Genomic DNA, 26,795 nt, shown 5'->3' with positions numbered 1-26,795 from the left:
TAAGGAGGGTAGATTTATAGAAATCCGTGAAAAATGAAAGGGGTATGGCAAATGAAAACGAGAATTACTGAATTATTGGGGATTGAATATCCAATTATTTGCGGCGGGATGTTTCAAGTTGGCCGAGCCCCGCTCGCAGCCGCTGTTTCAGAAGCGGGGGGACTAGGCATCATCACTTCAAAAACACAGGTGACACCAGAAGGTCTCCGCGATGAAATACGCAAAGTGAAAACTTTGACCAAGAAACCCTTTGCTGTCAACCTGAACCTGTTTCCAAGTCAAACGGCAACCCCGAATGATGAGTTCATCGATATTTTAATTGACGAAGATGTAAAAATTGTCGAAACGAGTGGCCGAAGCCCAGAAAGTTTAATGCCCAAACTTAAAGAGCACGGCTTTACCGTGATACATAAGGTTGCGAACGTCAAAAACGCAATGTCGGCAGAGAAGTTAGGAGTCGATGCCATTATTATAGTAGGGAATGAAACAGGCGGACATCCTGGCATGGGGGATGTAGGAACGCTTGTCATGCTCCCTAGAGCCGTTGACTCTGTTACTATACCAGTAATAGCAGGCGGGGGATTTTCGGATGGCAGGGGCTTTATTAGTGCCTTGTCACTCGGTGCTGAAGGTATCGTCATGGGGACTCGCTTCATGGCAACGCAAGAAGCTCCGATTCATGATAACGTGAAGCAGTGGATGGTATCCGCCGATGAAATGGATACGGTCGTCATCCAACGGAATATAGGCAGTCCGTCGCGTGTAGCATTAAATGCCGTCAGTAAAGAAGTGGACAAACTTGAAAATGAAGAGGCCACAATAGAGGAATTGATTCCGCTAATTACGGGACAAAGAAGCAAAAAAGTGTACTTTGAAGGAAATTTAGACGGAGGCATTTGGTCATGCGGTCAATCCGTAGGCATGCGGTCAATCCGTAGGACTGATAAAAGAAATATTGACCGTCAATGAACTAATAAAACAAATCGTCCAAGAAGCAAAAACTTCGTTCCAATTCATCCAAAGCCGTATCGAATCCATCCGAACATAATTAAACCTATCTTTCAAAAGGAATATGAGATCAAGTGTGATTTCGTGTTCCTTTATTTATCTATTAGACATAAGGTTCCATAGGTGGTCTAGTAAAGGCTTTTAAAAAAAATGTTTCTCTTAAAGATGGGAGCATTACTGTTCCTTTTTAACAAAAGGTAGAAGGAAAGACTGGTTTACTCAATATAACGCGAAAAGCCAATTCAAGAAAAAAAGGCACATAACTCATCAATTACTTGTTAACCAACTTTCGGCAATTTCTTAAGAAAGGACTGTTCCAGGCAAAAAGAAATAAAGAAACAGGTGATCAAAATTTCGCAATTAATGTTTACATAACATTATTATTCCGATTAATAATACTAATGTCTTCTGGAATTTCCCTTTATGCTACTTTGATTCCGGCAACTTTTTAAATCCTTTTTTATAAAATGTAAAAATCGACTTTTAGAGTTACATATAATAAATGAATTGCACTCATGATACCGAAGAACTTATTGCTGAAAGTAGGTGTGTTTCTAAACAAGTTCGATTTAAAGGTTTACCTTATAACCCTTGCCAGCTTAATAGTGATTCACTGCATATTGTTGCACTTATGAAAGGAGTTCCATAAAAAAACGCAACTTTCCCTTAAAAATTTAAAAACAGAGCGGATTGATATCATTAAGGTTTTAATCATTTATTATAGGTTATTCATGCTATAGGCAGCTATAAGTTAAATGAAGAATGCTTATAGGAGAATATGTTGCTAAATAGAGGACCCTGTAATGATTTTCAGGAGAACTTTCAAGATAAAAAACCTTTGAATTGTCATCGAGATAAATTATATTTATATAATTTATTAAAAGTGTTAACCCGTGATTTTTCTCATTTCTCCATTTATTTTATATATCAGAATAATAAAAATGATGAATCATGTCAGTTAAACAGGATTAATTTAGATTACTACAGAATTATTAGATAACGATTCTTTGAATAGGTCTTTAGGAAAGGATAATGGAGTTAGTATAGTTTCATGGACACATTTTAGTTAAGTCCTTACAATGATTTTTGAGAGGATGTGTCCGTCTTGGAACGTAAGAATACAGGTAAAAAATATAATAATGAATTCAAGAAGACTATTGTAGATCTTTATCACTCGGGTAATTCGGTCAAAGAATTAAGCGGCGAATATGGCGTATCAGAAGTTACCATTTATAAATGGGTTAAGGAATTTACTCCTATCGGTTTAGGGGAAGATTCCATGACCCCAAAGGAATTAGCAGCCATACAGAAGGAAAACCTTCGGTTAAAGCAAGAAGTTGAAATCTTAAAAAAGGCTATGGCCATATTCGCGAAAAAGTAACCGAGACAGATCTTTCCGAATTTATTGAGGAACACAAGAAACAATATCCCGTACAGAAGATGTGTGAAATACTAGAAATCCCAAGAAGCAGCCATTATCAGTCCCTTCAAATAGTGGTATCAAATCGCGAACAAGAAAATAAAGAACTAACGAAGGAAATTCATCTCATTTACCTGGAAAGCAAGGGACGGTATGGGGCTCCAAAGATTCATGAAAGCTTATTAACCAAAGGTTTTTCCCTAAGTCTTAAGCGTGTTCAACGTTTAATGAGCAAGGCTAGAATTCGTTCTATTACTAAGAAAAAATACCGTCCCTACCCATCTAAAGAAAAGGTTATTCAATTGGATAATTTGTTAAAACGAGACTTCACTACTCAAACTATTAATGAGAAATGGGTAGCAGATATTACGTATATCCACACGTTAAAAGACGGATGGTGTTATTTAGCTTCGGTATTAGACCTTCATTCTAAGAAAATAGTAGGGTATTCATTTTCTCGTTCAATGACGACAGAACTGGTCATAAAAGCTTTCAATAACGCACACTTATCACAAAAGCCCTCGGAGGGCTTAGTTCTTCATACGGATCTTGGCTCACAATATACAAGCAGTGAGTTTACTCAACATATCCAAAACCATCATATTAAGCAATCCTTTAGTCAGAAAGGTTGCCCGTACGATAATGCCTGTATAGAATCCTTTCATGCCCTATTAAAAAAGGAAGAAGTCAACCACGTACAATATCTAGACTATCAAACAGCAAAATTAGCAATGTTCCAATTTATTGAAGGTTGGTATAACCGAAAAAGAATTCACAGCAGCTTAGGCTATCAAACCCCACAAGCCATTGAAGATCGAATTAGGAATACAGCTTAAGATTTAACTTTTTAGTGTCCAAAATATTGACTCAAATCCAATAAGTAAAATGAAAAAAAAGGTTAGAGAGGCATTTACCATAGCTGCTTTATTAATAATGGGAGGGGCAATCATTTATTACTTCATTTCTTCTTCATACACAACTACAGAAGATTTATACGAATTCCCTGTACCTAGAAATGCTGAATTGGTCCAGATAAATGAACAAGGGAATAGATATGAATGGTCAATGGCTTCTGAAGAAAACGGCATACCATATGGATATGAAATTGCCCTTAAAGCGAATAGATGGGAAAAAGGGGAAAGGGAAGGCGCTTCCGTTTTTTACACGAAGGGAAATAATAAAATAGATTTGATTACCACAACAAACCAATTAGAGATTCTTAGAGTGAATGACTAAGTATGATAAATAATAAGTGTGAACTAAAGTAAAGTGTATTAATTGATTGAACGCGTTTTATTAATAAAATGGCCAATAAAATGTATTAACAATTAAGATAAATTAAAATTCAGAATAAAAATCAGAAAAAAAGAATGACATTTGTCGTAATAGATTTTATGAAATCAGCTTATATCTAAGCAAAACTTACTGCCAATGTTTAATCCTAATATAAGTTAATGATCAATCATTTTTTAAAATAATCGTAATTTACTTAATGTTTTATTTAATCAATGAGAAATTAGATAAATATAATTGTATAGGTTAAATTAAAAAATTCGAATTCCGTCTCACTAAGTTAAGTATTCTTAAGATATGAGACGGAATTAACTTTAAAAATATAACTTCCTATAATATATATTATGTAAACTAGAATAAAATGTAATCGTGAAATGGTCACAGCTTCATATTCCCTTTTTGTACACAGACACAAAGTTCAATACATTAGGGACATTAATTTGAGTACATAGTGTTATTAATCCACTCCAAACCTCACTACTTCACTCTCTAACAGTTTGGATATACAAAATCGAGTACATTATATAAACAATACAATCGAATTTAACTGTAAACACACATACCACCGTTCATAAATTTCTGAACGGTGGTATGTGTGTTGCCCTTTCAACCTATACCTCCTCGCTGGATAACGCTTTCCATTCTAGGTAAACGATATAAAGTTCAGAGGGGCGGTTTTTTCTGGGTTTTAAACCCTCATGTTGATGATTCATGTTCCATCTTGCTTGCTGGATCGAAAAAAAGCTGGTTGAATGAACTGAAAACAACCAACAGATACAATCCGTCTGTCCTGATAGATGTTTGTTGCCTTACTCCTCTTCATAGAGAGTAAGAAAGGAATCCGGCTCGGCACATCCCTCTGCAATCGCGTTTACCCTGTCGACGAATTCCGGTAGAATCAGATGACGCAGAGGCTGGTCTACTTGATTAAATCGTTTGAATGCCTCCCGAGCCAACTCATCCCATTCTTTGTAGCGATGCAGATAATCATCCGGCATCACTACGGTGCTAGACGTCCCTTCCTCCGGTTCACACTCAAACGGTTCGTCTAACCCGAGCGTAGCATAGTCGCATGTGATTTGCTCTCCGGGGAGAATATCCCTCGACGCCAATTCAATCTCATAGACCGTCGATACCACATTTGGACTGAAGCTGTGATTCATGTATCTGGCATGATCCCAGCACAGCACGTAGCGGTCGTCATCGTTGAGGTAGGCATATTTATAGACGATTTCCTTTCGCACTAGATCAAGCGATTCAATCTCATCTTCCTCTAGGATGATGTCCAAATCATCCAATGCCCAGATAATCGTTCCTTTGGGAATCATTTTTGTGGCAAAAACGCCCACACCAATCTTTTCATTGACATACCGAATCTCGGTATCTGGATGTATCATCGATTCTGTTCACCCTTTCTCAAAACTTACTATTACAATATATAGCAGAATCGTTTAATTGACTGTTCATTCGCGTATTTTATCTAAGTTCAATTAGCGGAATTTCCTCCTGGAAAACGAGAAAGCACTTTTATTTATGTTCCACAATTGGTCGCTTACTCCTATATGATATCTAATGAAGTCTAAGTAGCATGAACTTCCTGTTAAAGATTCTAATACTTTTAACAAAAGGTTTATTACCCCTCCACTTCCCTTTCTGTACAAAATTGCAGCAGCAAAAAAAATCCCAGCTGGAAGCATAGGATCTTTTTTAACTAAAATATAATTAAAGTTTGTTCTCCACCGTATGAACTGGAGCTTCATCTATACTGTCGCCAGCAGACTTTTTTGACCAGTAAGTCGCGAGAATTGGTCCGGATATGTTGTGCCATGCTGCAGCCAGGACGCTTGGAAGTGCTGCCAGAGGACCGAAATGTGCAGTAGCAAGCGCAACGCCTAACCCTGAGTTCTGCATGCCTACTTCTATCGAAATCGCTCTTCTATTCACTTCATCAAGTCCAAGTACTTTTGCTGTTAAGTAACCAAACAGAAGCCCAAATCCGTTGTGAAGCATCACGGCAGTGAAAATAAGGAACCCGGATGTAGCAATGCTAGCTGCATTGCCTGAGACTACTGCGCTTACAATCGTGATGATAGCTGCTACCGAAATAAGTGGTAAAACGGTTAAGCCTTTTTCAACTATTACAGGAAAAAAGCGCTTAATGGCCAAACCTAAAACAATCGGAAGAAGGATGACTTGTATAATGGACTTAAACATATCAAAAAAATCAACCGGCATCCATTGTCCTGCCAGCAAAAGCAGAAGCAGTGGTGTCATGACTGGAGCCAGTAAAGTTGATACCGAAGTCATAGCTATCGACAAGGGTAAATTACCTTTTGCCAGATAAACCATAACGTTAGAGGCTGTTCCGCCTGGTACACAGCCGAGCAAAACCAGTCCTGCAGCTAATTCTGCTGGCAAATTCATGAGTTTCGCAATAAGAAATGCCACAGATGGCATGATGATAAACTGGGCGCAAACTCCAATTATCACGGGCAGTGGTTTAGTAATGATGATTTTAAAATCAACGGCTTTTAAATTGACTAATGGTTCATCATAACCCAACTCCCATAGCAGTTTGCCAAGTAATGTTCGTTCGTGCCTGGCACACAAAAAGTCGAGACTTCATTAATACTGAAATTTCGACTTTTTGTGTGCTAGGTAATTTTTAGTTAACTTTCGTCCCCTCTTCCCTATGTAATTATAAATCCCGGTGGTTTCTATATGATATTTCCAACCACCTTGTGTTTTCAATTTTCTGGTGTGTCTCAAACGGCACAAAACACAGTGTTGCCTTCTTCAAGATTGAAGAATGATTTACAGTTCAAGAATGAATGTAGCAAATTAATTCAACAAAATATTAAAAAAACAGCCAGTTTAGGGTGATTCCTGATATACTATTGGAAATAAGAAAACGGAGTGATTTACTTGGAATTGCAAATTGGATCACATGACATAGACTTCCACCAATTGATAGAATACTCCCTGAATTCAATTTGGATTGTGGAAGAAGAAGGAAAAATCCTTTACTGTAATAGAGCTTGTTTGGAATTGCTTAAGTTAGCTTCTCCTGAGGACATTTTATATAAAAACTTGTACGCTTTTATCCCACCAGAAATCCATGCTGGTTGTAAAGAACGGTTAAATAGGGTTCTTGAAAAACAAGATATAGTAGAACTTGAAGAACAAAAAATGATTTGTGGCGATGGAGAAGTCATCGATATTGAAGTAACAGCTGCCCCTTTTTATTTAAAAGACATGGTCTTGGCTCAAGTCATTATTCGAAACATTACAGATCGCAAAAGAGCAGAAAGAGCAGAGATTCTTTTGAAAGAAAGAGTTAAATTAGCATCAATCGGTCAAATAGCTGCTGGGATTGTTCATGAAGTTAAAAACCCACTTACATCTGTAAAGGGATTTTTACAGCTATTAAAAGAATCCCAGCCCCATCCTTATTTTGATACGATAGAAGCTGAATTAGAAAAAGCATTAGAAGCTCTGCAAAATCTATTACACGTTTCTAAACCTGATTTACATGAGGAACCCTTTGTTCCCATTGATTTATGTAAGGAGTTAGCTTCTATTTTGTTTTTATTCCAAGAAAAACTTTATAAGGTGGAAATAGAATGGGCTCTAAGTGATACAGAGAGAAAAGTTGTTGGAAAGAGAAATTTATTTCTAAAAGCCTTTTTTAACCTGTTGAAGAATGCAATTGAGGCAATGGATGAAATTCAAGGCAAGGGGAAAATTAGAATTGAACATTATTATAAAAATGGACAGATTCATATAAAAGTCAGTGATACAGGAGTAGGAATATCTGAAGATAAATTAAAGCTGCTAGGAACACCGTTCTTTTCCACCAAAAATGAAGGAACAGGTTTAGGTCTAACTCAAGTATATACAACGATACACAAACATGGAGGAAATATCTCAGTTCAAAGTGTAGTTGGAAAAGGAACTACCTTTCATGTTCAGCTTCCTGTTAAATAAAAATGTTTTCCTTAATGACAATGACGTTTGTCAGTAAAAGAAAGAGCAAAAAATTAACCGCCAATTGGCGGCTTTTATTATTTTTAAAAATGGTATTAGAAGACACGGCCTTTTAAAGTTATTTCTTGGGTCTGTTTTTGTTATTAAATAACTTCATCAGAGATTCCATTATTTTGCCTGGTTTACAACTGACATTACTTGTCTTTTACGATTGATAAAATCGTAATGGTGCTTATAATGCAGAGTGTGCCGAGCCACTCGGCAAAACCGAATGTTACATTCAACCAGAAAACGGATATTAAGGTTGCAGATAATGGCTCAACCGAAGCAAATAAACTTACCTCTGAAGCAGAGATGAATTTTGTACTTTCCAAATAAAAATAAAAAGCAATGATCGTACCGAAAATGATGATGAACAAAACCGCTGAAAATGAAGCTAACGTCCAATTGCCTTCAAATGCCCATGGAGGATGGATCATGCTAAAGCATATTCCTCCAATCAACATTCCCCATCCCACAACAATCATTGAACCCCACCTTGAAAGGAGTTTATAAGGCTGCAATGTATAGAAAGCCAATGCAAAGGCTGATGTTACTCCCCAAAATACTGCCCACCCTGAAATGGAAAGTGTACGTGTGCTTCCTCCCGTCACAAGCAAAAAAGTGCCTAAAATCGCTATGATTACAGCTACACTAACAGTAATGCTTGGAAAACGTTTGGAACGAATGGCTAAATAACAAGTGATCATGGCCGGTGCCAAGTATTGAAGGACAGTGGCAGTGGCTGCGTTTCCATGTTCAATTGCTGCAAAATATGTGTATTGAACAGCGAGCATTCCCAGTATTGCAAAAAGGATAATTTGAAGCGCATCTTTTTTAGTTTTCCAAATCTCAAAAACTTTCAGTCTTTCATTCTTATAAGCGATCCCCAATAAGATGATCCCAGAAAGCAACAAGCGTACAACAGTGAGCCACTCAGGACTGAAACCTTGCTGCTGAAATAGATATTGAGCTGCCGTTCCTGATACTCCCCATAACGCAGCGCCAGTCAGTACTAGTGCAATCCCTTTATTTCTTGAAGGTGATATAGCAACTAAAGTATCATTACTCATTTTTTTCTTCCCCATTTTTTACACGTTCCGTATGGGCTTGAATTCTAAAGTAACTTTCTTTCCAATTCTTTTCTATTACCTTAAGCAACATTGTGAGATTTCCATTCCTTAATGCCTGTATGATCTGATCATGCTCATCAACGGAAAGATGAACATCACTTACCTGATTGAAATAAAAGAGTTCCATTCGTATAAGTTTTTGTTTGAGTCCCGATAGAATCCGCTTCAATTCATCATTTGTTGAAAGATTGATGTAAATGGAATGAAAGTCATTATCTTTCTGGACGGCCTCCACTTGATTTCCCTCGTCGATTGCTTTTTTAACTTCATGATTGATGGCTTCCATCTCAATTAAGTGTCTTTCTTCAATGAAATCAAAAGCCTGTTCCATAGCCAACTTTTCAAGTGTCCAAACAATGGAATATATGTTTAATACTCCTTCGAATCGTATAGGGGAAACAATTGTTGAACGGCTCGGCCTGGTCTCTACAAATCCCTCATCCTCAAGCCTTAAAAGTGCTTCTCTAATAGGGGTTCTGCTTACTCCCAATTGTTCGGCTAATTCTTTGTCACGTAATTGTTGGCCAGGCGTCAGGATTCCCTGGACAATCCAATCCCGCAAAATCATGTATGCTTCTTCACGTACAGAAGTACGTTTAATTTTTTGTGATGAATTTGAATGTACCAATGGCTATACCTCCTTAAATACCAATATATAATATGCAATATATCACATATTGCAAGCTGTTGGAATAGAGGTTAGAAGATTTAAATCTGAGTCCTTTGATAAAACATCAAGCACATTTTATATAATAAAAAGAATCCTTCTATTAACATTGGAAGAAATCCTTCTACCATCAGTCCTCTAGACAAATGATTGACAACGATTCACTGTAAAATTAAGTTCTATTTTTCTTATATCCATAGTATGTTTTTCTAAAATTCTTAGTACACTAGACTGAGTCTTACAGTATTTGTAGTATATAACTCCTGAAACTCCACAAAAGTTGGATCGTTTTCCCGCATCCATTGGATACCTCTCCACTTTACTAAACATTTCAAGTGAGGTTTGGTGTTTCTAAAAAAATGTCTTGAAAATGTCTTGGTGCTGACCGCACTCATTACAGGAATATTCTATTTCTAATGCATCTTCAGTTACTGTATGAACTGTCTCTTTTTTACAAGTTTCACAAAATCTTTTTTCTGATATTTCTTTCATTTATCATTCACGCTCCGTTTCCATCATTGTTTTATAGCCTTGTTAATATTATTTTGCGAATATCCTTCAGAAATAATACCTTTTTCCTGAAGGACCTCAAAATGAAGATGATGAATTAGAGAAAAAGGTACTGGAATAGTTAATTTCACCTCGGTTTCCAAGACATCAAAGCTGCATGAAACGGATATTCGTATTCGAAAACTCCTTCTTTTTCCACCACATATTTATTAAGGATCGTTTTTACTTCATCATAGGAAAAATGTTCATCGAGAATTTTTGTTGTATTATCGCGAATCATTTCTTCATAGGTAGAATAGATTTTTTTACTTTTTAATTTAACGATCTTACAGTCCGCCAGTATTCCAAGTTGATACAAAACATTCAAGATGTGTATGTAATCCCGTTTTCTTAAATTGATCGTATATCCTCGTTGCTTTAATTCCATATAATGAGGTTTTTCTGGTCCGGTTGTCATACCTACTATCACTAAACGGGCTGCAGACTCATTCATTTTTAATAAGGTTTGACCGATTTCTGTCATGCGGTAATAACAATTAAAACCAAATACTACATCATATTTGTCCCTTTTGGTATCACTTTCCCACTTATCATGAATCAACTCCATGTTTTCGAAACCTTTTTCGTTCGCTTGGGATTCTAAAAATTGGATGATGCTTTTGGAACTATCTATACAAGTTAGCTTCCTGACTCCGTTTGCAATATCAAATGTATAATTGCCCCACCCAGGGCCGATTTCCAATACATGATCATCCTGTTTTAATAATGACAGTAATTCTTGCTGTACAAGTTTTGCATAAGGATCCGCTTTATGTTGTTTTTTCTCTGCCACCCTGGAAGACCAAAAAGCTTCTTCAGCAGCATCATCTTTTAGCCTGTTAGGAATTTTTCCTGTATGATCAACCATTGCCTGTTTCCAAAGTTCAATATAATCTGTCATCTTTTCCCCCTGAATTCGTATGTATTTATCGGACTTCACCGTGGTTTGGAGTTGCACCCTATCCTTAGATTCAAATTGAAGCAAACAGCCAAATACTTCCTCTAATAAATATATTAGCATACCAAAGCTAAAATTTTTGTTTTACACAAAAGAAAAAGGAGCAAAAATTTTGCTCCTTTTTCTTTTTTATGGCTGAACTTTTATCTTTTCGATATAGCAGACCACGTATTTTCAAGCCACTTATCAAAGTCTGCTCCTTTTTCACCCTCATAGGTATCATATATATCCATTCTCATCTTCTGGAGTTTCTCTTTGAATTCAGTATATGTGTGATTTTCTGGTAAACTCTTCTTGATCCTGACTAAGATTTTGGTCAATCCTTTAACCAACTCGCCCTTTTTCCTTGCTGGCAATTGAACATCTTCGCCTAAACTTTTCAATTGACGGTAGGCGGCCTCTTGAACTTTATATACAGAATCATCATTCATGATATGTGTGAGAATGTCGATTACTTGTTTATTTTTTGACTGACCTAATTCTTCGATCGCATCTAAACGTTCTCTCCAATTAGATTTACGATTGGCAGATTTTTTTAATTCCTCATAGTTGGCAGGTAACTCGATACCTTTTGTTTCTTTGTTATTCAAATGAATCATTTCTCCTTCTGTCTTTATGTAATCCGGATATTCAAAATGTTAATCCGATACTACAATATTCCCATTACCAAGAATGGTTTATTCCATTCCTTATTATACCCTTTTCCATATTTTAATATAGTTAAATTTCTTAATCATCTGCTGTATCTTCTCAATCAGACGGGTATGCTTTGCTTCTACAAACTTACTCGTACTTATAGCCAATAAGTAACTTCAACATTAAAAGGCATAAATCTGCCTGGATTCATGCCTTTTAATGTTGAATATGAAGTATGCTTTTCTTATTGAGTTGTTAAAAACATGCAATAATAGCATAAATCTAGTCCACGTAATGTTTTTTATAATCTGGATGGATGGAAAATTTTTTACGTAAGTTGGCGAGGTTTACACCAAAACTCTCTTCTAAAAGTTCTCTATGTTTCTCCATGATTTCCATGAGATACAAATCATGAATCATGACTTCCGTAATGGGCATTACCAAACCTACATGCATGGTCCATGCTGCACGGCTATCTTTACCAAGCGAGACAATACCTGCTACCACTTCTGAATCATCTCCACTAATGACAAGCCATCGTCCACCATACTCTTCTGTAATTTCATAACCCATGTAATGGAGGTAAACATTGGCAAAATCACAGACGATTTCCCCATAGGCAATAATTGTTACATTGACCCCTCTATTTGCTGCCTGTCTTAGTTCAGACTCTAATACTTCGAATTCGTCTTCCCAAATCTCTAAGAGTATTCTTTTTTTAGCAGATAAGATACAAGCTTTTACCTTATCGAGTATTTCATTGCGACCCATGATATTCCAAATATTTTCTCGATCATTTGCCGAACGTTCAAACTCGGCTAATGATTTTTCTGCCAGTTCAAAATTCTCTTCTGCTTTCATCCGACGGTTTTTTATTAGCTCCTTTGCAGGAACAGGAGTATACTGTGGTGTGTTTCCAGGACTAACCAGGATATCTCCTCGCATGGCGAGACTGTCCAGAATTTCATATATTCTTGAACGTGGTACACCGGAATTTTTTGCTACTGCATAGCCTGTTAATGGAGATTCTTCCAATAAGGTAAGATATGCTTTCGCTTCATATTCGGTGAAATTTAGATTTTTTAATGTTTCTAAAATGTTTTCTTTCATAAACCCTCCAACACAACCTTAGTTGCTACCTTTGTAACTAATATTTTAGCAAAATCTGTTGACTTTTTCCATATTCATCTAATATACTTACATAAGTAGTTACTTTAGTAGTCACTATAAAAAAGAAGGGAGAACTAGTATGGATAGCTTACTTACATACGTATCAATAGTTGCAATGATGGTTATTATACCAGGAGCAGATACTATGCTCTTAGTGAAAAACACGCTTAGCAATGGTCCAAAAGCGGGACGTTATACCGTTCTCGGAATGGCAACGGGACTTTCCTTTTGGACACTTATTGCTATTCTTGGACTATCTGTTGTCATTGCAAAGTCTGTGATTCTTTTCAGTACAATCAAATATTTGGGAGCCGCCTACTTAATTTATTTAGGGATAAAAAGTTTTTTTGCTAAAAGCGTTTTTTCTTTAAAAGAAATTCAAGCACAAGCAAATACACCTACGAAGTATTCAAATCGGCATAATAAAGATTCCTTTATGCAAGCATTACTTAATAATATTCTTAATCCAAAGACCGTTTTAGTTTATATAACAATCATGCCGCAATTTATCAATTTGAACGGAAATGTAAACCAGCAATTGATTATATTAGCCTTCATCTTAACCTTACTCGCTGTATTGTGGTTTCTATTTCTTGTTTATCTGATTGATTACGCAAAAAAATGGATGAACAACTCCAAATTCCAGAAAGCATTCCAAAAATCAACTGGCTTAATTTTAATAGGTTTTGGCATAAAAACAGGGATTTAAGTCCATTTACTAACACATCTAATTTGATTCTACCCGTTCAGAAAATTGAACGGTTTTTTTCATAAGTATCTAAAGTGCAACTAACATTTTGTTTACTGACCTTCACCGATAGTTGCATAAAAAAAAGCTGCCTTAATCATTTTAGTCAATAATGTTAACAATCTTTCATCCATACATATGGCACAGCATTATTGAACTACAAAGACTTTTTCCTCCTTCATCATAAATGGAGAATGATTGAGTTCCCTAACATTCGTCATTAATTAAATGAAAAATAAAACGTCAGTATTTTCCCATAAGAACAGAAAATACTGACGAGTAATATCCTATGAAGTTTGGAGTATCCTTTTTTGTCAATCCAAGCCGCAAGCTTTGGCAAGTATTTCCACAAGGTGCATACTTTTCATTTGGTTTGCTGCTCCCTCCCTTTGGATGCCAATGCTCATTTGCATTTGGCATCCAGGGTTAACCGTAACTATGGTTGTTGCTTTCGTTTCTTTTAGGTTCTTCATTTTCTCATCAAGAATTTTCATGGATTCATCAAAGTGGAGAAGATTGTAAATGCCTCCAGATGCACAGCAACGGTCAAAGCCTTCCATTTCCACATAGGAAACTCCTGGTATGGATTGCAATAATAAACGAGGTTCCTTTTGGACCTTTTGAACATTGCGTAAATGACATGAATCTTGATAAGAAACGATGCCTTGCCATTCTTCTGTGAAGGGAAGCGGTCCTAATTGATGAAGAATTTGACTGATATCTTTTGATTTTTCCGAGAAACCCCTTGCCGCCCCAGCCCATTCGTGATCATCTGCCAATAGATGTCCATATTCAATAAGGGAAGCGCCACAGCCTCCTGCGTTATTTACAATTACATCAGCATCCGTTTGCATGAAGGCTTGGATATTCCTCTTTGCCAATGCTTTCGCTTGTTTTGTTTCGCCTTGATGGGAATGCAGTGCACCGCAGCAATTCTGATTTTCAGGGAGAATGACCTCACATCCCGCTATGGTGAGCAGCTCAATGGTAAGACGGTTTATTCGTGACATCATGGAATCCATGATACACCCAGCAAAAAATGCGACTTTTAATTTCGTTTCCCCTTTTGCCGGCATTATCGTACCTGTCCGGATTCGTTTGCTGGACGATTCGATGTCAGGAAGTGCTTGTTCTAAATGTGCTAGGGCAGGGGAAACCTTTTGCAGTACATTCGATGTCCGGATAAGTTTGGATAATCCTGTTTTTTGATAGAGATGTACGGCACTTCCAATCCTGTTCATTCGTTTTGGATATGGAAAAAGATGAACCAATGCCAGTTTTTTGATCTTGGTCATTTTATTTTTTGAGTTTGCTGACGGGGAGTTTTCAACAGCTTCCTTTGCCGCTTCCAGTATATGTCCATATGGCACACCAACAGGACATGCGGTTTCACAAGCACGGCAGCCCAAGCATAGGTCGATCGGTTCAGCTAAATCTTTTTGGAAATCTATTTTCCCTTCGGCTGCCATTTTCACTAGATTGATGCGACCGCGTGGTGAGGCGGATTCTACACCCATTGATTCATATGTAGGACATGCTGGTAAACAGTACCCGCATTTTACGCATTGGTTTGTCCAATCATAGGCATCTGAATATAAATTTTGGACTGCTGTATTTGTCTCGTTAGGTTTGACGGGTAGATTCATGTAACCAACACGACCCTTGTCTGGCCCTTATCAGGAAAAATCTTTCCAGGATTAAGGATATTATTGGGATCCCATGCTTCTTTAATTTTTTTCATCATATTCACCCCGGTTATTCCTAATTCCATTTCCATATATGGTGACTTTAAAGTACCGATACCATGTTCCCCGGAAAGTGTTCCGCCTAGTTCGATTGCTGCTTCAAAAATTTCACTGACTGCAAGCTCCACTTTTTTCATTTCCGTAATATTTCGTTTATCGGTAATGATGTTCGGATGTAAATTCCCATCCCCTGCATGGCCGAATACAACCAAGTTCAAACCGTATTTCTCCCGGATATTGTTTAATCTCTCCATCATCGCCGGTATTTGACTGCGTGGAACGGTCGCGTCTTCAGAAATTTTCGTAGGGCCCATTTGTGTAATGGCAGGGGAAACCAATTTACGCGCACTCCAAATAGTTTGGCGTTCTTCCTCTGTCTCCGCTATCTTGACGTAGGAAGCACCCTCCGCCCTGCATAAATCGGCGCATTTATTGATTTCTTCCTCAATTGCCAATGGGTGACCATCTATTTCTATGATCAGAATGGCTTCTACCTGAAGAGGCAACCCTGAAGGCCGATAACTTTCAACTGCACGGATGCACGCATTATCCATCAATTCCAGGGCAGATGGTAAAATTCCTGACGATAAAATGCTGGTAATGGCATGGCCAGAGTCTATCAAATGATTGAAGTGGGCGACAAATGTTTGTTTAGCTAGAGGTTTTGGTATCAAGCGGATGATTGCTTCTGTAACGATGCCCAAGGTACCTTCCGATCCTACGATCAATCGGGTCAAATCATACCCTGTTACATTTTTTACGGTCTTTCCGCCAGTACGAATGATTTCTCCCGTCGGGGTGACCACCTCCAGGCCTATCACATATTCTTTTGTCGTTCCGTATTTCAATCCCTTTGGCCCGCTGGAGTTTTCTAATAGATTCCCTCCTATAGTGGCAACATTGGAACTGCTTGGATCCGGCGGATAGAACAAGCCGGCTTCTTCAGCCTTTTTATGGATATTTGCCGTAATTACACCTGGAGAGACAATGGCAAGCATATTTTCTCGATCAATGATCAATTTATCTCGTAAAAGGGTCATATCAAGAACCATCCCCCCTTTAACAGGTAAAGGGCCGCCACTTAGCGAAGTTCCAGATCCTCTAGGGTAAACAGGTATTTTGTGAGTATTAGCCAATTTAACCACTTCACTGATTTCCTCCGCGTTTTTTGGCTGTATAACGATTTCAGGTAAATATTCCCCAAAAGAAGCGTCATAGCTATAACAATACCTTTCTGACAAATCAAGGAACATTCTGTCACCTGGAATTACCTGACTAAGATCGTCCAGTGCTTCTTTCTCCATACTTCTCACTTCCTTTCTTAATAGTAAATTGGCAAAGAAATGTATGTGTAATATAATGGTATTTTATGACCCTGATAGATATAATATTGAAGAAAAAAGGAGGTTTTTTTTTGAAAATCGCACTGATTCACGCAACCACAACTGCACTAAAACCAATTGAAATAGCCTTTCAGACTGTTGCTCCGAACATTGAACTCCTTCATTTCATGGATACGGGTCTTCTCGCCTTGATGGAAAAGAACGGAAAGTTAACTCCGGAAATCATTCGCCGTTTTTCTGCATTAGTGAATATAGCCTATGATTCTGACGTTTCATGCATCCAACTTACTTGCTCTGCCTTTAATGGCATCACTGCAATTTTACAACCTCTTTACCCTGTAAAGTTATTTCGTTCAGATGAGGCCATGCTTGATGAAGCGCTTCGCTATACTAGCATCGGCCTGGTTTCTACCGTAAAAGAAACACCGATTGCCCTTCAAAATTACTTATTAAATAAGAATCCGGACTGTATGATCGAGTCATTGGTGGATCCCGGGATCATCCATTTATTATCACAAGGAAAAAGAAAGGAACATGACGATCGGGTTAAAAAGATGGTGGAACAATTAGATGGAAAGACAGAAGTGATTTTGCTTTCACAATATAGTATGGAACATATCGCAAAGCAGGTTAACCCTTCTGTCCCCGTCCTAACGGCTCCACTATTGGCTGCTAAAAGGTGTTTGGATCATTTGAATGGGACGTTTAGATGAATGTAAAATCCGTCCTTAGCAGCATGATTGATATTTACATCATTTATATCGTTTTTAACCGTTTGTATGATGGGAACCACCAAAAACTTTCCCGACACCTTGAATTTTTTCAAGTATGACGATTAGAAGGACTGATATGAAGATAACCACGCTTGACACGGATGCAACGATTGGATTGTAGGCATCCTGCATTTGCGAGAAAATCTCGATCGGCAGCGTTCTCATTTCCGGTGATACCATAAAGAGAGAGACCGTTACATTATCAAATGATGTCAAAAATGCGAATAATCCCCCTGAGATGGCCGCAGATCCAATTAGCGGCAGTGTCACTTTCATGAATACTGTTAGTGGATTCGCTCCTAGTATGGCTGCGGCCCGTTCGAGATTATAATCAAATCCACTTAAACCGGTCAATACGAGCCGCATAACATATGGTATGCAAATGACGATATGGGCAATTAAAAATCCTGTAGACGTACCGGCAAGCATCATTGGTGTAAAGTACATTAAAAGTGCAATCCCTAAGACTAATTGCGGCACACTTAATGGAGAAGTTAAAAGGGCCGTAATATACGATTTTCCCGGTATATCATACTTTGCGATGCCAAGGGCCCCCAAAGTTCCGAATATGACGGAGAAAAGGGCAGCTAATGCTGCGAACTTTGCGCTGTTCAAAAATGCTTCTAAAAATTCAGGACGTTCCAAGATCTTGGCATACCATTGCAGTGAGAAGCCTTCAGCCGGAAAACTTGGATAATTGGCACTTGTAAAAGAAGCGGGAATAACGACAATGAGCGGTATCAAGATATAGATAATGGCCAACACGGCAACGGCAATCCGAAGGCCGCCAAACGTTTTCATCATCGGAATACCTCCTTGAATTTCCCTTTTTCAAACACTCTGGTAAAGACGGCTACTGATATGACAGTGGTTGCTAATAGAATATAAGAAAGAGCAGATCCGAAAGTCCAGTGCAGCAGGTTATTTATTTGATCATAGATGACGACTGGCATCACGGGTACATTGGCTCCCCCCATTAGCGCAGGTGTAACATAAGCACTCATTGACAAACTGAATACTAGAATGCAGCCAGATACGATACCAGGGATACTTAGAGGCAATGTAATGGAAAAGAATCTTCTGAATGGGCTTGCCCCAAGTATTGCTCCTGCCTTATCCAGAGAAGGATCGATATTATATAAGCTGGCAACGATGGATAAGATCATGAAAGGAAGATATGCATTGGATAGCCCAATTACAACTCCGATTTCCGAAAACAATAGTTTCAATGGTGCATCTATTATTCCAAGGGCCATCAAGGTTTGATTAATCGTTCCGTTAGGCAATAGTAATAGGTACCAGCCAAAATTACGGACAACTATACTTACCAAGAGCGGTGACACAATCAAGAGAGTGATATACCCTCTGATCCGCGCTGAACTTTTGGCCATCGTTAAAGCTACCGGATATCCAAGAAATAAAGCAACCAAGACCGAATATAAACTGATTTTCACTGTCAGCCATAAAGAAGATAAGTAATAGTTATCGGAAAATAATTGTGTATAGTTCTTTAGGCTATAAACTGCATCCGCTCCCCCAAGATTATCCGTTGATATGAAGCTTAAATATAAAATGTATAACATCGGTATGACGAAGAAACCAAATATGAAAAGTAGAATCGGCGTTAAAAGGAGTAATCCCGGCACCCAGACTTTCCTTTTCTTGATTTTAGGTTCCTTTTGCGGCTCAATAGGATTCGTTTCCTGTTCTACTTCTTGACTAGCATAACTTCTGATGGGCTCCATCCTATCAACACCTCACTTCCATTTTGCCATGATGAATCGAAAGCGGAAGTCAATACTTGAATACTTTTCCCCTGTAATAGAACATTGATTTCCCATGAGGTACCAAGATAGTTAATTTGGCTAATCTTAGCACGATGGAAATCCAATGAAGATGAAGATTTTTCATCTTCAGAAACAATTTGCAGTTTTTCTGGTCTAATATAAATCTTCACCTCATCCCCGGTTTTCAAATCACTATCATCTCCCATGATGTTGCTTGCGTCGACTTGAGTAATATCAGAACCGATCTTGACTGAAACTTTCCGGTTATCCACAGCAGAGACATTCCCTTCAAAACAATTCGATTTACCGATGAATTGAAAGACGAATTCTGTCTTGGGATGATTGTAAATCTCAGTAGGAGTACTTATTTGTTCAATTTTCCCTGCATTCATGACCACGACTCGATCAGACATGGAAAGAGCTTCTTCTTGATCATGGGTCACAAAAATGGTCGTTACGCCAATTTCCTTTTGTAAACGCTTTATCTCGGCCCTGAGTTCATGGCGCAATTTTGCATCAAGGTTTGAAAGCGGTTCGTCAAGCAAAAGGAGCTCCGGTTCCACTACTAGTGCCCTGGAAATCGCAACACGCTGACGCTGACCTCCTGATAATTCCCTTGGATAACGATTCTCCAATCCTGACATTTTAACTAATTCAAGCGCTTTACTTATCTTCTTTTTTTGCTCAGCTTTACCGACCTTGCGCAGTTTCAAGCCAAAACTGAGATTTTCATAGACTGTCATATGAGGAAAAAGAGAATAAGTTTGAAAAACCATTCCTAAATCTCGCTTATAAGGCGGAACCTTCGTAACATTATTACCTTTAATATGGACCTCGCCCCGATCTGCATCGAGGAACCCTGCAATGAGGTTCAAGGTGGTTGACTTTCCGCACCCGGAAGGCCCAAGAAGAGTGAGTAACTCTCCTTGTTTCACCTCCAGGTCGATACCATTCAGGACAACATTCGAACCAAATTGTTTATACGCGCCTTTTATTTCTACATCATTTTTATTTGACCCAAGTCCCTGAACTGCCTCCAGGTGCTGCCTATTAATTTCCACATCTTTTTTTAATACTTCCATGTGAATAACACGCTCCTTATTATTTGAGTTTTTTCCCTAATTCAGGAGTAACCTCTTTCGCCCATCTGTCTGACACCTCGGCACGGATCTCGGCAAACTTGACGAAATCAGGTTTGAATGTTTTATCACTTGCTTTAAGTCCGATTGACTCTTCATATTTCTCTGGGATTTTCATGCCTTCTACTGTCGGATAAAATCCTTTTTCGGAAATTAATGCTTGCGCTTCTTCACTGACTACATAGTTGATGAATTCAAGGGCTTCTTTGCTATTAGGCGTATTTTTTACTAGACCAGCGCTGAAAGCTTGAAGAGGCACGCCTTCTTTAGGCACGGCCATCTTAATGGGAATACCTGAAACGGCTAGTTCACCTATGGAATAACTTCCCATGACCGTTACATCAGCAGCTCCTTGTTGGATCGCTGGCATCATTTGCGTTGAGTTTTTATAAAATGTATTGGAATACGCTGCAAGATCTTTTGCCTTTTTAAGACCTGGTTCCATGTCTTCCGTACTGCCGCCGTTTGAAATCGCCAGACCATTAAGGGTATTGAAACCCCAGTCATTCGTAATATCTGAAAATGCCGTTTTACCCTCGTAATCAGGTGAGACAAGATCATTCCATGAATCAATTGATTTTAACCCTTTCTTTTTAAAGGTTTCCGTATTATATGCAGGTGCAATGACCAAGCCGAATGCTGGCGCGGCAGCCTTTTCAACCGGAATGAAACGTGGATCAACCGATTTCATATTGGGAACATTGGACTCATCAATTGGTACGATCAGTTCCTTCTCCTTAGCGCGAATTACATCAACCGGTACAAAAAGGGCAACATCTATTTGCGGAGCGTTCTTCTGTAATTCCACTTTGGAAAGGATTTCACCTGATAAACCGGAAATATAATTAACAGTGATTCCAGTTTCTTCTTTGAACTTCGGTGCGATCACATCTCGGATGGCACTTTCAATGACTCCGCCATTACCGGCTATCGTTATTTTTTTCTCTCCTTTTTCACCTGCACTCGTTTGTACGGATTCCCCCGGCTTTTGCGGAGTAGGATTACCACACCCCGCAAGAGCGATCAATACTATTATTGATAAAAGACTCATCAGTTTTTTCATAGTCATTACCTCCCGTTTTTCATTGATTTTCAATAATTCCTTGTTCGTTAAAATAATTCATGGCCCCTTGATGAAAATCAAGGGGAACTTGTTTAGTTGCTTCATTTATTGAAATATCAGAAGCAGCCGGATGTGTATGCTGCAGTTCAGGCAGATGTTCATATAATGTTTTCACAAGATTGTAAGCATGAGGGTCAGACATTTCCTTGTAGGTTACCAGGACATTTTTAATTGAAATCGTTTGGACATTTTTTTTCATCCCCCTGTATGTATCTCTGGGAATTTCATTATGAGTATAAACTCCATATTGTTTTTGAAGGCGTTCAATGATGTCTCCCGGTATGGGAATGAAAGTTAGTTCCGTCTGTTTGGATATGAAAGCGATTTCATTATTCGGGATTCCCGAAGAAAAGAAAGCTGCATCAATGGTACCATTTTGTAATGCTTCTGCAGATTGAGAAAAAGAAAGATAGGATAAATTCAATTGATCAGTCGGTAAATCAGATTCTAACAGTATCCGCTCCGCAATAAGCCTTGTACCGCTTCCTACCGTTCCCACACTAATGCGTTTACCAACTAAATCTTCTAAGGAATGGATATCATTTTGTTTAGTGGTAACAATTTGAACATAATTGGAATATAGGGCCGTTAAAGCTCTTAACTTGGATTTATCCGTTTCAGGCAAATCCAGTACATCCACTGTGGTAAAACCAATTTCTGCCCGATGGCGGCTAACCAATTCAGTATTTTCGATGGAAGCTTGGGTTACCTGTGTACCTGACACAGCTCCATTATATTTTTCATACATATTTGATAATCTTTGTCCTAATGAAAAATAAACACCTGTCATATCTCCGGTTCCAATGATTAGCATCCTATTATTTAAATCCTGTCCTCCAGAAGTTAATTGCCTCTGAATCAAGGTGGTAGCAGGTTTAGATATTTCCTGCTGCTCATTCATAAAAGAACATCCTGTCATAAAACAAAATAACAAAGCTACTTTTATAAAGAGTGCTTCATTCTTCATCGTGGCCCTCCTTTCTCAATAAGTTTAGATGCAAATACCATGCCAAGTCGATTTTCTGCTATAAAACGCAAATCCTGCCGATTTCTTGGGTGTAATACAAGTATAAACCGGCAATTTTTTCCGGTTATCCAGAAAAAAATGCCGATTAACACAATAAGCTATTATTCTCCTTTTGAAATGAGCTTGATTTTATCACGAAGGCTTCTTTCAGAAATTTTTAGGATTTGAGCTGTTTTTTGCCGATGGTTTTTACAGTATTGAAGAGTCGCCGTTATGACTTTTTCTTCTATCTCTTTCATGGAAATGCCAATGGGAATCCTGAAACTGTTAAAATCGTCGTCATTGCCATCCGGCTGGAGAATGAACTTCTGTTCTTGAACATATTGCGGCAAGTCGGTTTCTTCCATTCTTTTCGAATTTGATAGGGCAACAGCATATTCTATAATGTTACCAAGCTCACGGACATTCCCAGGGTAATGATAATCCAGTAATATCCGACGGGCGGTTGCCGAGAACATCTTTTCTTCACGATTCATATCCTTAGCGTGCTTTTTTATAAAATAATCCATAAGAATCGGTAAATCTTCTTTTCTATCTCTTAAAGGCGGCATCGAGATGGGAATGACATTTAGCCTGAAATACAAATCCTCCCTAAATTCCCTTTCCATCACCATTTGTTCCAGGTTTTTATTGGCAGCACTTATAATACGGACATCCAATGAGATCTTTGTATTGGATCCCAGAGGCGTCACTTCCCGTTCCTGCAATACTCGTAATAATTTGGCTTGAAGAGGAAGGGGCATTTCACTAATCTCATCCAGAAAAAGGATACCTCCATTAGCAGCAACGAATTTCCCATCCTTCTTCTGTGTTGCTCCGGAAAATGCTCCCTTCTCATAACCGAACAATTCAGATTCCAGCAGCATCTCAGGAATTGCTGCACAATTGACAATCTGCATTGGATTGTTTTTCCTTCTTCCTAGCGTATGGATGTTTCGGGCTACAAGCTCTTTGCCAGTACCACTTTCACCCGTGATAAGAACACTGGAATCAATATCTTTCACTCTTTCGATCATTGAGAAAATACGCTGCATCGCCTTGCTGTTACCAAGGAAGTTACCAAATCCCTTTTGAATTTCTAATTCTTCATGTAATGTCTCCAATTGATTGGACATTTGTTTGAATTCGGCTGCCCTCATCAAGAGCAAAGAAAGTTCTTCTATATTAATGGGCTTTTCAATATAGTAGTAGGCCCCTTTTTTTATGGCCTCGATGGAAGTTTCAATGGATGAATAGGCAGTCATCATGATGACTGTTACGTTAGGTGCTATTTGTTTGATTTTCTGTAGGACTTCAAGTCCACTTTTATTTCCTATTCTCAAATCAAGTAACACAATATCAAAAGGCTGATTGTCGATCTTTCTAAGACCCTCATCCGGGTCAGTAGTTGTCACGACTTGATAAGAATCTTCCAATGCAAAGCTAAGAGCGGTGCAAATAGCAGGTTCATCATCAATCACCAATACATGCATTTTCATATTACTCCTCCTCTTTCCAGGCTTCTATTCGATATATAAAGGTAGTAAAATGGTGAATTTCGTTCCTGAATTAGGATAACTTTTCACATGGATATCTCCGTTATTTTCTTTAATTAGCCTATACGATAACGTAAGTCCCAAACCGACGCCCTTTTCTTTATTTGTGAAAAAAGGCTCGAAAATATGGTTCAGTTCCTCCTGTTTCATCCCTTTTCCCGTATCGGATATGGTAATACGCCCTGTCTTTTCGTTTTCTTTATCAATGGTGATTTTAATGGTCTTTTCCTTTGTTTCTTCAACGGCATGAATCGAATTCAACACCAAGTTAAGAAGTACCTGTTGAATTTGTTGTAAATCTATATAAAAAATAAGGTTCTCCTCAATCGTCTGCACGAAATTTATTTGGTTTTTTTCCATTGTCACCTTATGAAAAGCAAGTAATGATATAAGTTCATTAGCGTGGCAATTTGTAATATTTGGCGGACGTGGACGCGCATATTCAATTAAATCGGTAACAATCGCATTCAAACGGGTTACTTCAGTAGGCAAGTGTTCCATTAGAACTTGTCGGAATTGAGGATTATCATATTTACTCGGAAGTAAATCAATGAATGTTTTAATCGATGTCAAAGGATTCCTGATTTCATGTGCGACACCTGCAACTAGTTGACCAAGAGCGTGCAGTTTTTCTTGTGTGACCAATTTTTTCTCCAATGTTTTCTTTTCCGTCTCATCATTCATTGAAAGTAAGTATCCGGTTTGTATATCTTCAGAATTGAACATCTTATGCATCGAATATGAAATTACCTTTTGTTCATTTTCCTCATTAAAAACCGAGATCCGAAAAGAACCCGTACGATTATTCTCATTTTGTTCTTGTTGTATAGCTTCGAAATTCTTCATTAATTGCGAATGATTCATAAGATTCAGAATCATTTCCTTGGAAATGTTGAGAATATCCGATGCCTTTGCGTTGCAGCTGGTAATCATGAAATCGAGATCGAATGTTATGATGCCATTATTGATATTGTTTAAGATTTGATCTTTGAACGCTTCAGCATTAGCTATGTTTTGCCGTTGTTTCTCCAAATCCTTATTTAATAAATGCAATTTCAACGTCTGGTTATGAACGGATTTTTTTAGCCTTTGATTCCATATGTAAATGATTAGAAGGATAAGGGCCACGGCAGTTAAGGTTATGATCAACCATAATATGAATTGCTCCAGCCTAGCAATTTTTTGATTGGATTGTGGCATGACCCATTTATCGATTATCCCATTGATATTTCGGTTTGCTTTAAGTTCTGTGAGTGTATTGTCCATCATGAAAAGAAGCGATTGATTCCCTTTTTTCACTGCAATCGTATAATCTGCAGGTTCAATGACTTCATCGAGAATGATGTAATTCTTTTCTTGTCGGAACTTTTTCAAATAGAAATCTGCAGTCCATTTGTTTCCGATGAATACATCTGCACGGTTGTTCAATAATGTTAATATACCTGAGTATTGATTCGAAACGGTAGTTAAATTTGTATTCCTCATATTGAGAAATGTACTGATTACTGGAGTGTTATGGTCAAGGACAACATGTGAATCACGTAGATCCGTTAACGTATGAATATCCTTTTTCCTTTTACTAGGAATGATTATTGATTGTGACATTGTAAAATAGGATTGAGTGAAATCAAGTTGGTTATCTTTTTCGGTATTATAGGTACTTCCAACAATAGCATCAATTGTTCCATTACTTAAGGCTTTTTCGGCTTCTTCCATTCTCATCGGAATATATTTGAAATCTACGCCATTATATTTTGCTATTTCCTCCATTAAATCAATATTGATCCCTGTCAGCTCACCAGCTTCATTTTCAAATGAAAATGGAGGAAGAGCTCTTTCTCCAGCAATAATAAATGTTTTTTGTTCAGCAAAAACAGCGGGAGACCAAAACGTTTGAACAAAGATTATAAAGCAAATTATACTTAGTTTAAACAATTGCTTTTTAATTTAGAGCCCTCCTTCTACGTCAAAATCCTTGCAGTCAGTAATCCTCGGCTAAAAACATCATGTTTATATACTTCTCCAATTAGGACTTGAACCCTTTAAATTGTAAAGAATTCTTAGTATAATCTGACACATTCTAACAATAACCTACAAAAAGCTGTGTGTTGCTGAATGCATAACCTGTCCTAACCTAGCTAAGGTGTTTAGCAAAATTAAAGTAGAAGAAGAGCCAGTTGATTTCAGAAATCCGCTCCCTTTCCTCCGACTTTCTGCGAGCTTCCTTGACGCAAGCGTCTGTGGGGTCTTGGCTAGCCAGTTATTCGGCAGGAGTGTCGCATATTTCTTCAATCTAATGAGGGTTTCATTCTAAAAAAGTAAAAAACAGAAGGATAAACAAGTCTTCTTTTAAATCATAAAGTTTGAAATTAGACCATTCGGAACCTCCTGATATTGACAAATTTAAAGAAAAGTCAGTTTGCCTTTAGTTATTTAAAAAAAATACAGTTATTTTGAACGGAAAGTACGAGACTCCTGCGGGAAAAGCGTGTCCAAGGGAGAACCCATAGGCGCCGAGAGTCTCCGTCCGCAGAAAAGCGAGTGCCCTACGTTCCAATCATTCAAACCTTCAATATGTAAAAATTTTTTTCAATTTCGAGACTTTTTAACATTTGCCGTAACGCTCCAAGATGATAAGCAGAGTGGGGAGTGGCCGCATTTAAATTTGTCCGCCATTTTCCTAAATCGAAATTTCAAAAAAACCCAATTTCTCAG

Annotated in this window: 21 protein-coding genes and 1 pseudogene; 6 read left to right on the top strand and 16 right to left on the bottom strand. The window is 38.0% G+C overall.

Annotated elements, in window-relative coordinates; translation table 11 throughout:
- Nucleotides 1-51: 51 nt before the first annotated feature.
- The 3 genes from QFZ73_RS25130 (at nucleotide 52) to QFZ73_RS25120 (ending at nucleotide 3,664) form a co-directional block, all read left to right on the top strand.
- Complete coding sequence (locus QFZ73_RS25130; protein WP_307272061.1) at nucleotides 52-969, top strand: NAD(P)H-dependent flavin oxidoreductase; 918 nt, start codon at nucleotides 52-54, stop codon at nucleotides 967-969.
- Nucleotides 970-2,113: 1,144 nt separating this feature from the next.
- Nucleotides 2,114-3,264, top strand: a protein-coding gene (locus QFZ73_RS25125; RefSeq protein WP_373458939.1) for an IS3 family transposase whose coding sequence is annotated in 2 segments (ribosomal slippage) — nucleotides 2,114-2,363 and nucleotides 2,363-3,264 — 1,152 coding nt in all. Because the reading frame shifts where the segments join, the coding sequence is not laid out codon by codon here.
- A gap of 49 nt (nucleotides 3,265-3,313) precedes the next feature.
- Nucleotides 3,314-3,664 (top strand): hypothetical protein, encoded by a 351-nt coding sequence (locus QFZ73_RS25120; protein WP_307272058.1) that lies wholly within the window; start codon nucleotides 3,314-3,316, stop codon nucleotides 3,662-3,664.
- Nucleotides 3,665-4,530: 866 nt separating this feature from the next.
- On the opposite strand, the gene QFZ73_RS25115 is transcribed toward QFZ73_RS25120, so the two are convergent.
- Complete coding sequence (locus tag QFZ73_RS25115; protein ID WP_307272056.1) at nucleotides 4,531-5,118, bottom strand: SET domain-containing protein; 588 nt, start codon at nucleotides 5,116-5,118, stop codon at nucleotides 4,531-4,533.
- Between the two features lie 325 nt (nucleotides 5,119-5,443).
- Nucleotides 5,444-6,259: pseudogene (locus QFZ73_RS25110) on the bottom strand (bile acid:sodium symporter family protein); the annotation flags it as partial.
- Nucleotides 6,260-6,646: 387 nt separating this feature from the next.
- Between QFZ73_RS25110 and QFZ73_RS25105 the strand changes: the two are divergent.
- Nucleotides 6,647-7,708, top strand: a complete 1,062-nt coding sequence (locus QFZ73_RS25105; protein WP_373458971.1) for a two-component system sensor histidine kinase NtrB — start codon at nucleotides 6,647-6,649, stop codon at nucleotides 7,706-7,708.
- Nucleotides 7,709-7,902: 194 nt separating this feature from the next.
- On the opposite strand, the gene QFZ73_RS25100 is transcribed toward QFZ73_RS25105, so the two are convergent.
- From QFZ73_RS25100 to QFZ73_RS25080, 5 genes are all read right to left on the bottom strand, one after another.
- Nucleotides 7,903-8,820: a DMT family transporter gene (locus QFZ73_RS25100; protein ID WP_307272051.1), complete on the bottom strand. Its 918-nt coding sequence runs from the start codon at nucleotides 8,818-8,820 to the stop codon at nucleotides 7,903-7,905.
- Nucleotides 8,813-9,508, bottom strand: a complete 696-nt coding sequence (locus QFZ73_RS25095; RefSeq protein WP_307272049.1) for a GntR family transcriptional regulator — start codon at nucleotides 9,506-9,508, stop codon at nucleotides 8,813-8,815. The genes QFZ73_RS25100 and QFZ73_RS25095 overlap by 8 nt, the downstream gene beginning before the upstream one ends.
- 676 nt (nucleotides 9,509-10,184) lie before the next feature.
- Entirely contained in the window at nucleotides 10,185-10,997 is an 813-nt protein-coding gene (locus tag QFZ73_RS25090; protein WP_307272047.1) for a class I SAM-dependent methyltransferase, read from the bottom strand.
- Nucleotides 10,998-11,197: 200 nt separating this feature from the next.
- Entirely contained in the window at nucleotides 11,198-11,653 is a 456-nt protein-coding gene (locus QFZ73_RS25085; protein WP_251434752.1) for a HEAT repeat domain-containing protein, read from the bottom strand.
- 319 nt (nucleotides 11,654-11,972) lie between these two features.
- A complete protein-coding gene (locus QFZ73_RS25080) occupies nucleotides 11,973-12,800 on the bottom strand; it encodes a TrmB family transcriptional regulator (RefSeq protein ID WP_307272039.1) in 828 nt (275 codons plus the stop codon).
- Between the two features lie 139 nt (nucleotides 12,801-12,939).
- Here QFZ73_RS25080 and QFZ73_RS25075 point away from each other — a divergent pair, with 139 nt between their 5' ends.
- Nucleotides 12,940-13,569, top strand: a complete 630-nt coding sequence (locus tag QFZ73_RS25075) for a homoserine/threonine efflux transporter (protein WP_251434759.1) — start codon at nucleotides 12,940-12,942, stop codon at nucleotides 13,567-13,569.
- A gap of 353 nt (nucleotides 13,570-13,922) precedes the next feature.
- Here QFZ73_RS25075 and QFZ73_RS25070 read toward each other — a convergent pair whose 3' ends face one another.
- Both QFZ73_RS25070 and QFZ73_RS25065 read right to left on the bottom strand, forming a co-directional pair.
- Nucleotides 13,923-15,254: a (Fe-S)-binding protein gene (locus tag QFZ73_RS25070; RefSeq protein WP_307272035.1), complete on the bottom strand. Its 1,332-nt coding sequence runs from the start codon at nucleotides 15,252-15,254 to the stop codon at nucleotides 13,923-13,925.
- Entirely contained in the window at nucleotides 15,251-16,657 is a 1,407-nt protein-coding gene (locus QFZ73_RS25065; RefSeq protein WP_307272032.1) for an FAD-binding oxidoreductase, read from the bottom strand. The genes QFZ73_RS25070 and QFZ73_RS25065 overlap by 4 nt, the downstream gene beginning before the upstream one ends.
- A gap of 110 nt (nucleotides 16,658-16,767) precedes the next feature.
- Here QFZ73_RS25065 and QFZ73_RS25060 point away from each other — a divergent pair, with 110 nt between their 5' ends.
- On the top strand, nucleotides 16,768-17,409 hold the full coding sequence (locus tag QFZ73_RS25060) for a hypothetical protein (RefSeq protein ID WP_251434768.1): 642 nt from the start codon (nucleotides 16,768-16,770) through the stop codon (nucleotides 17,407-17,409).
- A gap of 54 nt (nucleotides 17,410-17,463) precedes the next feature.
- On the opposite strand, the gene QFZ73_RS25055 is transcribed toward QFZ73_RS25060, so the two are convergent.
- The 7 genes from QFZ73_RS25055 to QFZ73_RS25025 all read right to left on the bottom strand — a co-directional run bounded on the left by QFZ73_RS25055 (nucleotide 17,464) and on the right by QFZ73_RS25025 (nucleotide 26,015).
- Nucleotides 17,464-18,270, bottom strand: a complete 807-nt coding sequence (locus QFZ73_RS25055; RefSeq protein ID WP_094246734.1) for an ABC transporter permease — start codon at nucleotides 18,268-18,270, stop codon at nucleotides 17,464-17,466.
- Nucleotides 18,270-19,214, bottom strand: coding sequence for an ABC transporter permease (locus QFZ73_RS25050; RefSeq protein ID WP_251434771.1), 945 nt, complete (start codon nucleotides 19,212-19,214; stop codon nucleotides 18,270-18,272). Before QFZ73_RS25050 ends, QFZ73_RS25055 begins: the two co-directional genes overlap by 1 nt.
- Complete coding sequence (locus QFZ73_RS25045; RefSeq protein WP_307272025.1) at nucleotides 19,178-20,338, bottom strand: ABC transporter ATP-binding protein; 1,161 nt, start codon at nucleotides 20,336-20,338, stop codon at nucleotides 19,178-19,180. The genes QFZ73_RS25050 and QFZ73_RS25045 overlap by 37 nt, the downstream gene beginning before the upstream one ends.
- Before the next feature lie 19 nt (nucleotides 20,339-20,357).
- The gene (locus tag QFZ73_RS25040) at nucleotides 20,358-21,458 is read right to left on the bottom strand and encodes an ABC transporter substrate-binding protein (RefSeq protein WP_307272022.1); all 1,101 of its coding nucleotides are present in this window, start codon (nucleotides 21,456-21,458) and stop codon (nucleotides 20,358-20,360) included.
- A gap of 19 nt (nucleotides 21,459-21,477) precedes the next feature.
- The gene (locus tag QFZ73_RS25035; RefSeq protein WP_307272018.1) at nucleotides 21,478-22,485 is read right to left on the bottom strand and encodes a TAXI family TRAP transporter solute-binding subunit; all 1,008 of its coding nucleotides are present in this window, start codon (nucleotides 22,483-22,485) and stop codon (nucleotides 21,478-21,480) included.
- A 161-nt stretch (nucleotides 22,486-22,646) separates the two neighbouring features.
- Nucleotides 22,647-24,023 (bottom strand): sigma-54-dependent transcriptional regulator, encoded by a 1,377-nt coding sequence (locus QFZ73_RS25030; protein WP_307272015.1) that lies wholly within the window; start codon nucleotides 24,021-24,023, stop codon nucleotides 22,647-22,649.
- Between the two features lie 24 nt (nucleotides 24,024-24,047).
- Nucleotides 24,048-26,015: a transporter substrate-binding domain-containing protein gene (locus QFZ73_RS25025; protein ID WP_307272013.1), complete on the bottom strand. Its 1,968-nt coding sequence runs from the start codon at nucleotides 26,013-26,015 to the stop codon at nucleotides 24,048-24,050.
- Nucleotides 26,016-26,795 lie beyond the last annotated feature (780 nt).

The organism is Peribacillus sp. V2I11 (assembly GCF_030817135.1).
GTDB classification, from domain to species: domain Bacteria; phylum Bacillota; class Bacilli; order Bacillales; family DSM-1321; genus Peribacillus; species Peribacillus simplex.
Note: the sequence above shows the minus strand (reverse complement) of the source record. Positions and strands in the feature narration are given on the sequence as shown.

Coding starts and splice junctions, on each gene's coding strand:
- QFZ73_RS25130 (WP_307272061.1), top strand. CDS start 52: ATGAAAACGAGAATTACTGAATTATTGGGGATTGAATATCCAATTATT.
- QFZ73_RS25120 (WP_307272058.1), top strand. CDS start 3,314: ATGAAAAAAAAGGTTAGAGAGGCATTTACCATAGCTGCTTTATTAATA.
- QFZ73_RS25115 (WP_307272056.1), bottom strand. CDS start 5,118: ATGATACATCCAGATACCGAGATTCGGTATGTCAATGAAAAGATTGGT.
- QFZ73_RS25100 (WP_307272051.1), bottom strand. CDS start 8,820: ATGAGTAATGATACTTTAGTTGCTATATCACCTTCAAGAAATAAAGGG.
- QFZ73_RS25090 (WP_307272047.1), bottom strand. CDS start 10,997: ATGACAGATTATATTGAACTTTGGAAACAGGCAATGGTTGATCATACA.
- QFZ73_RS25085 (WP_251434752.1), bottom strand. CDS start 11,653: ATGATTCATTTGAATAACAAAGAAACAAAAGGTATCGAGTTACCTGCC.
- QFZ73_RS25080 (WP_307272039.1), bottom strand. CDS start 12,800: ATGAAAGAAAACATTTTAGAAACATTAAAAAATCTAAATTTCACCGAA.
- QFZ73_RS25075 (WP_251434759.1), top strand. CDS start 12,940: ATGGATAGCTTACTTACATACGTATCAATAGTTGCAATGATGGTTATT.
- QFZ73_RS25070 (WP_307272035.1), bottom strand. CDS start 15,254: ATGAATCTACCCGTCAAACCTAACGAGACAAATACAGCAGTCCAAAAT.
- QFZ73_RS25065 (WP_307272032.1), bottom strand. CDS start 16,657: ATGGAGAAAGAAGCACTGGACGATCTTAGTCAGGTAATTCCAGGTGAC.
- QFZ73_RS25055 (WP_094246734.1), bottom strand. CDS start 18,270: ATGAAAACGTTTGGCGGCCTTCGGATTGCCGTTGCCGTGTTGGCCATT.
- QFZ73_RS25050 (WP_251434771.1), bottom strand. CDS start 19,214: ATGGAGCCCATCAGAAGTTATGCTAGTCAAGAAGTAGAACAGGAAACG.
- QFZ73_RS25045 (WP_307272025.1), bottom strand. CDS start 20,338: ATGGAAGTATTAAAAAAAGATGTGGAAATTAATAGGCAGCACCTGGAG.
- QFZ73_RS25040 (WP_307272022.1), bottom strand. CDS start 21,458: ATGAAAAAACTGATGAGTCTTTTATCAATAATAGTATTGATCGCTCTT.
- QFZ73_RS25035 (WP_307272018.1), bottom strand. CDS start 22,485: ATGAAGAATGAAGCACTCTTTATAAAAGTAGCTTTGTTATTTTGTTTT.
- QFZ73_RS25030 (WP_307272015.1), bottom strand. CDS start 24,023: ATGAAAATGCATGTATTGGTGATTGATGATGAACCTGCTATTTGCACC.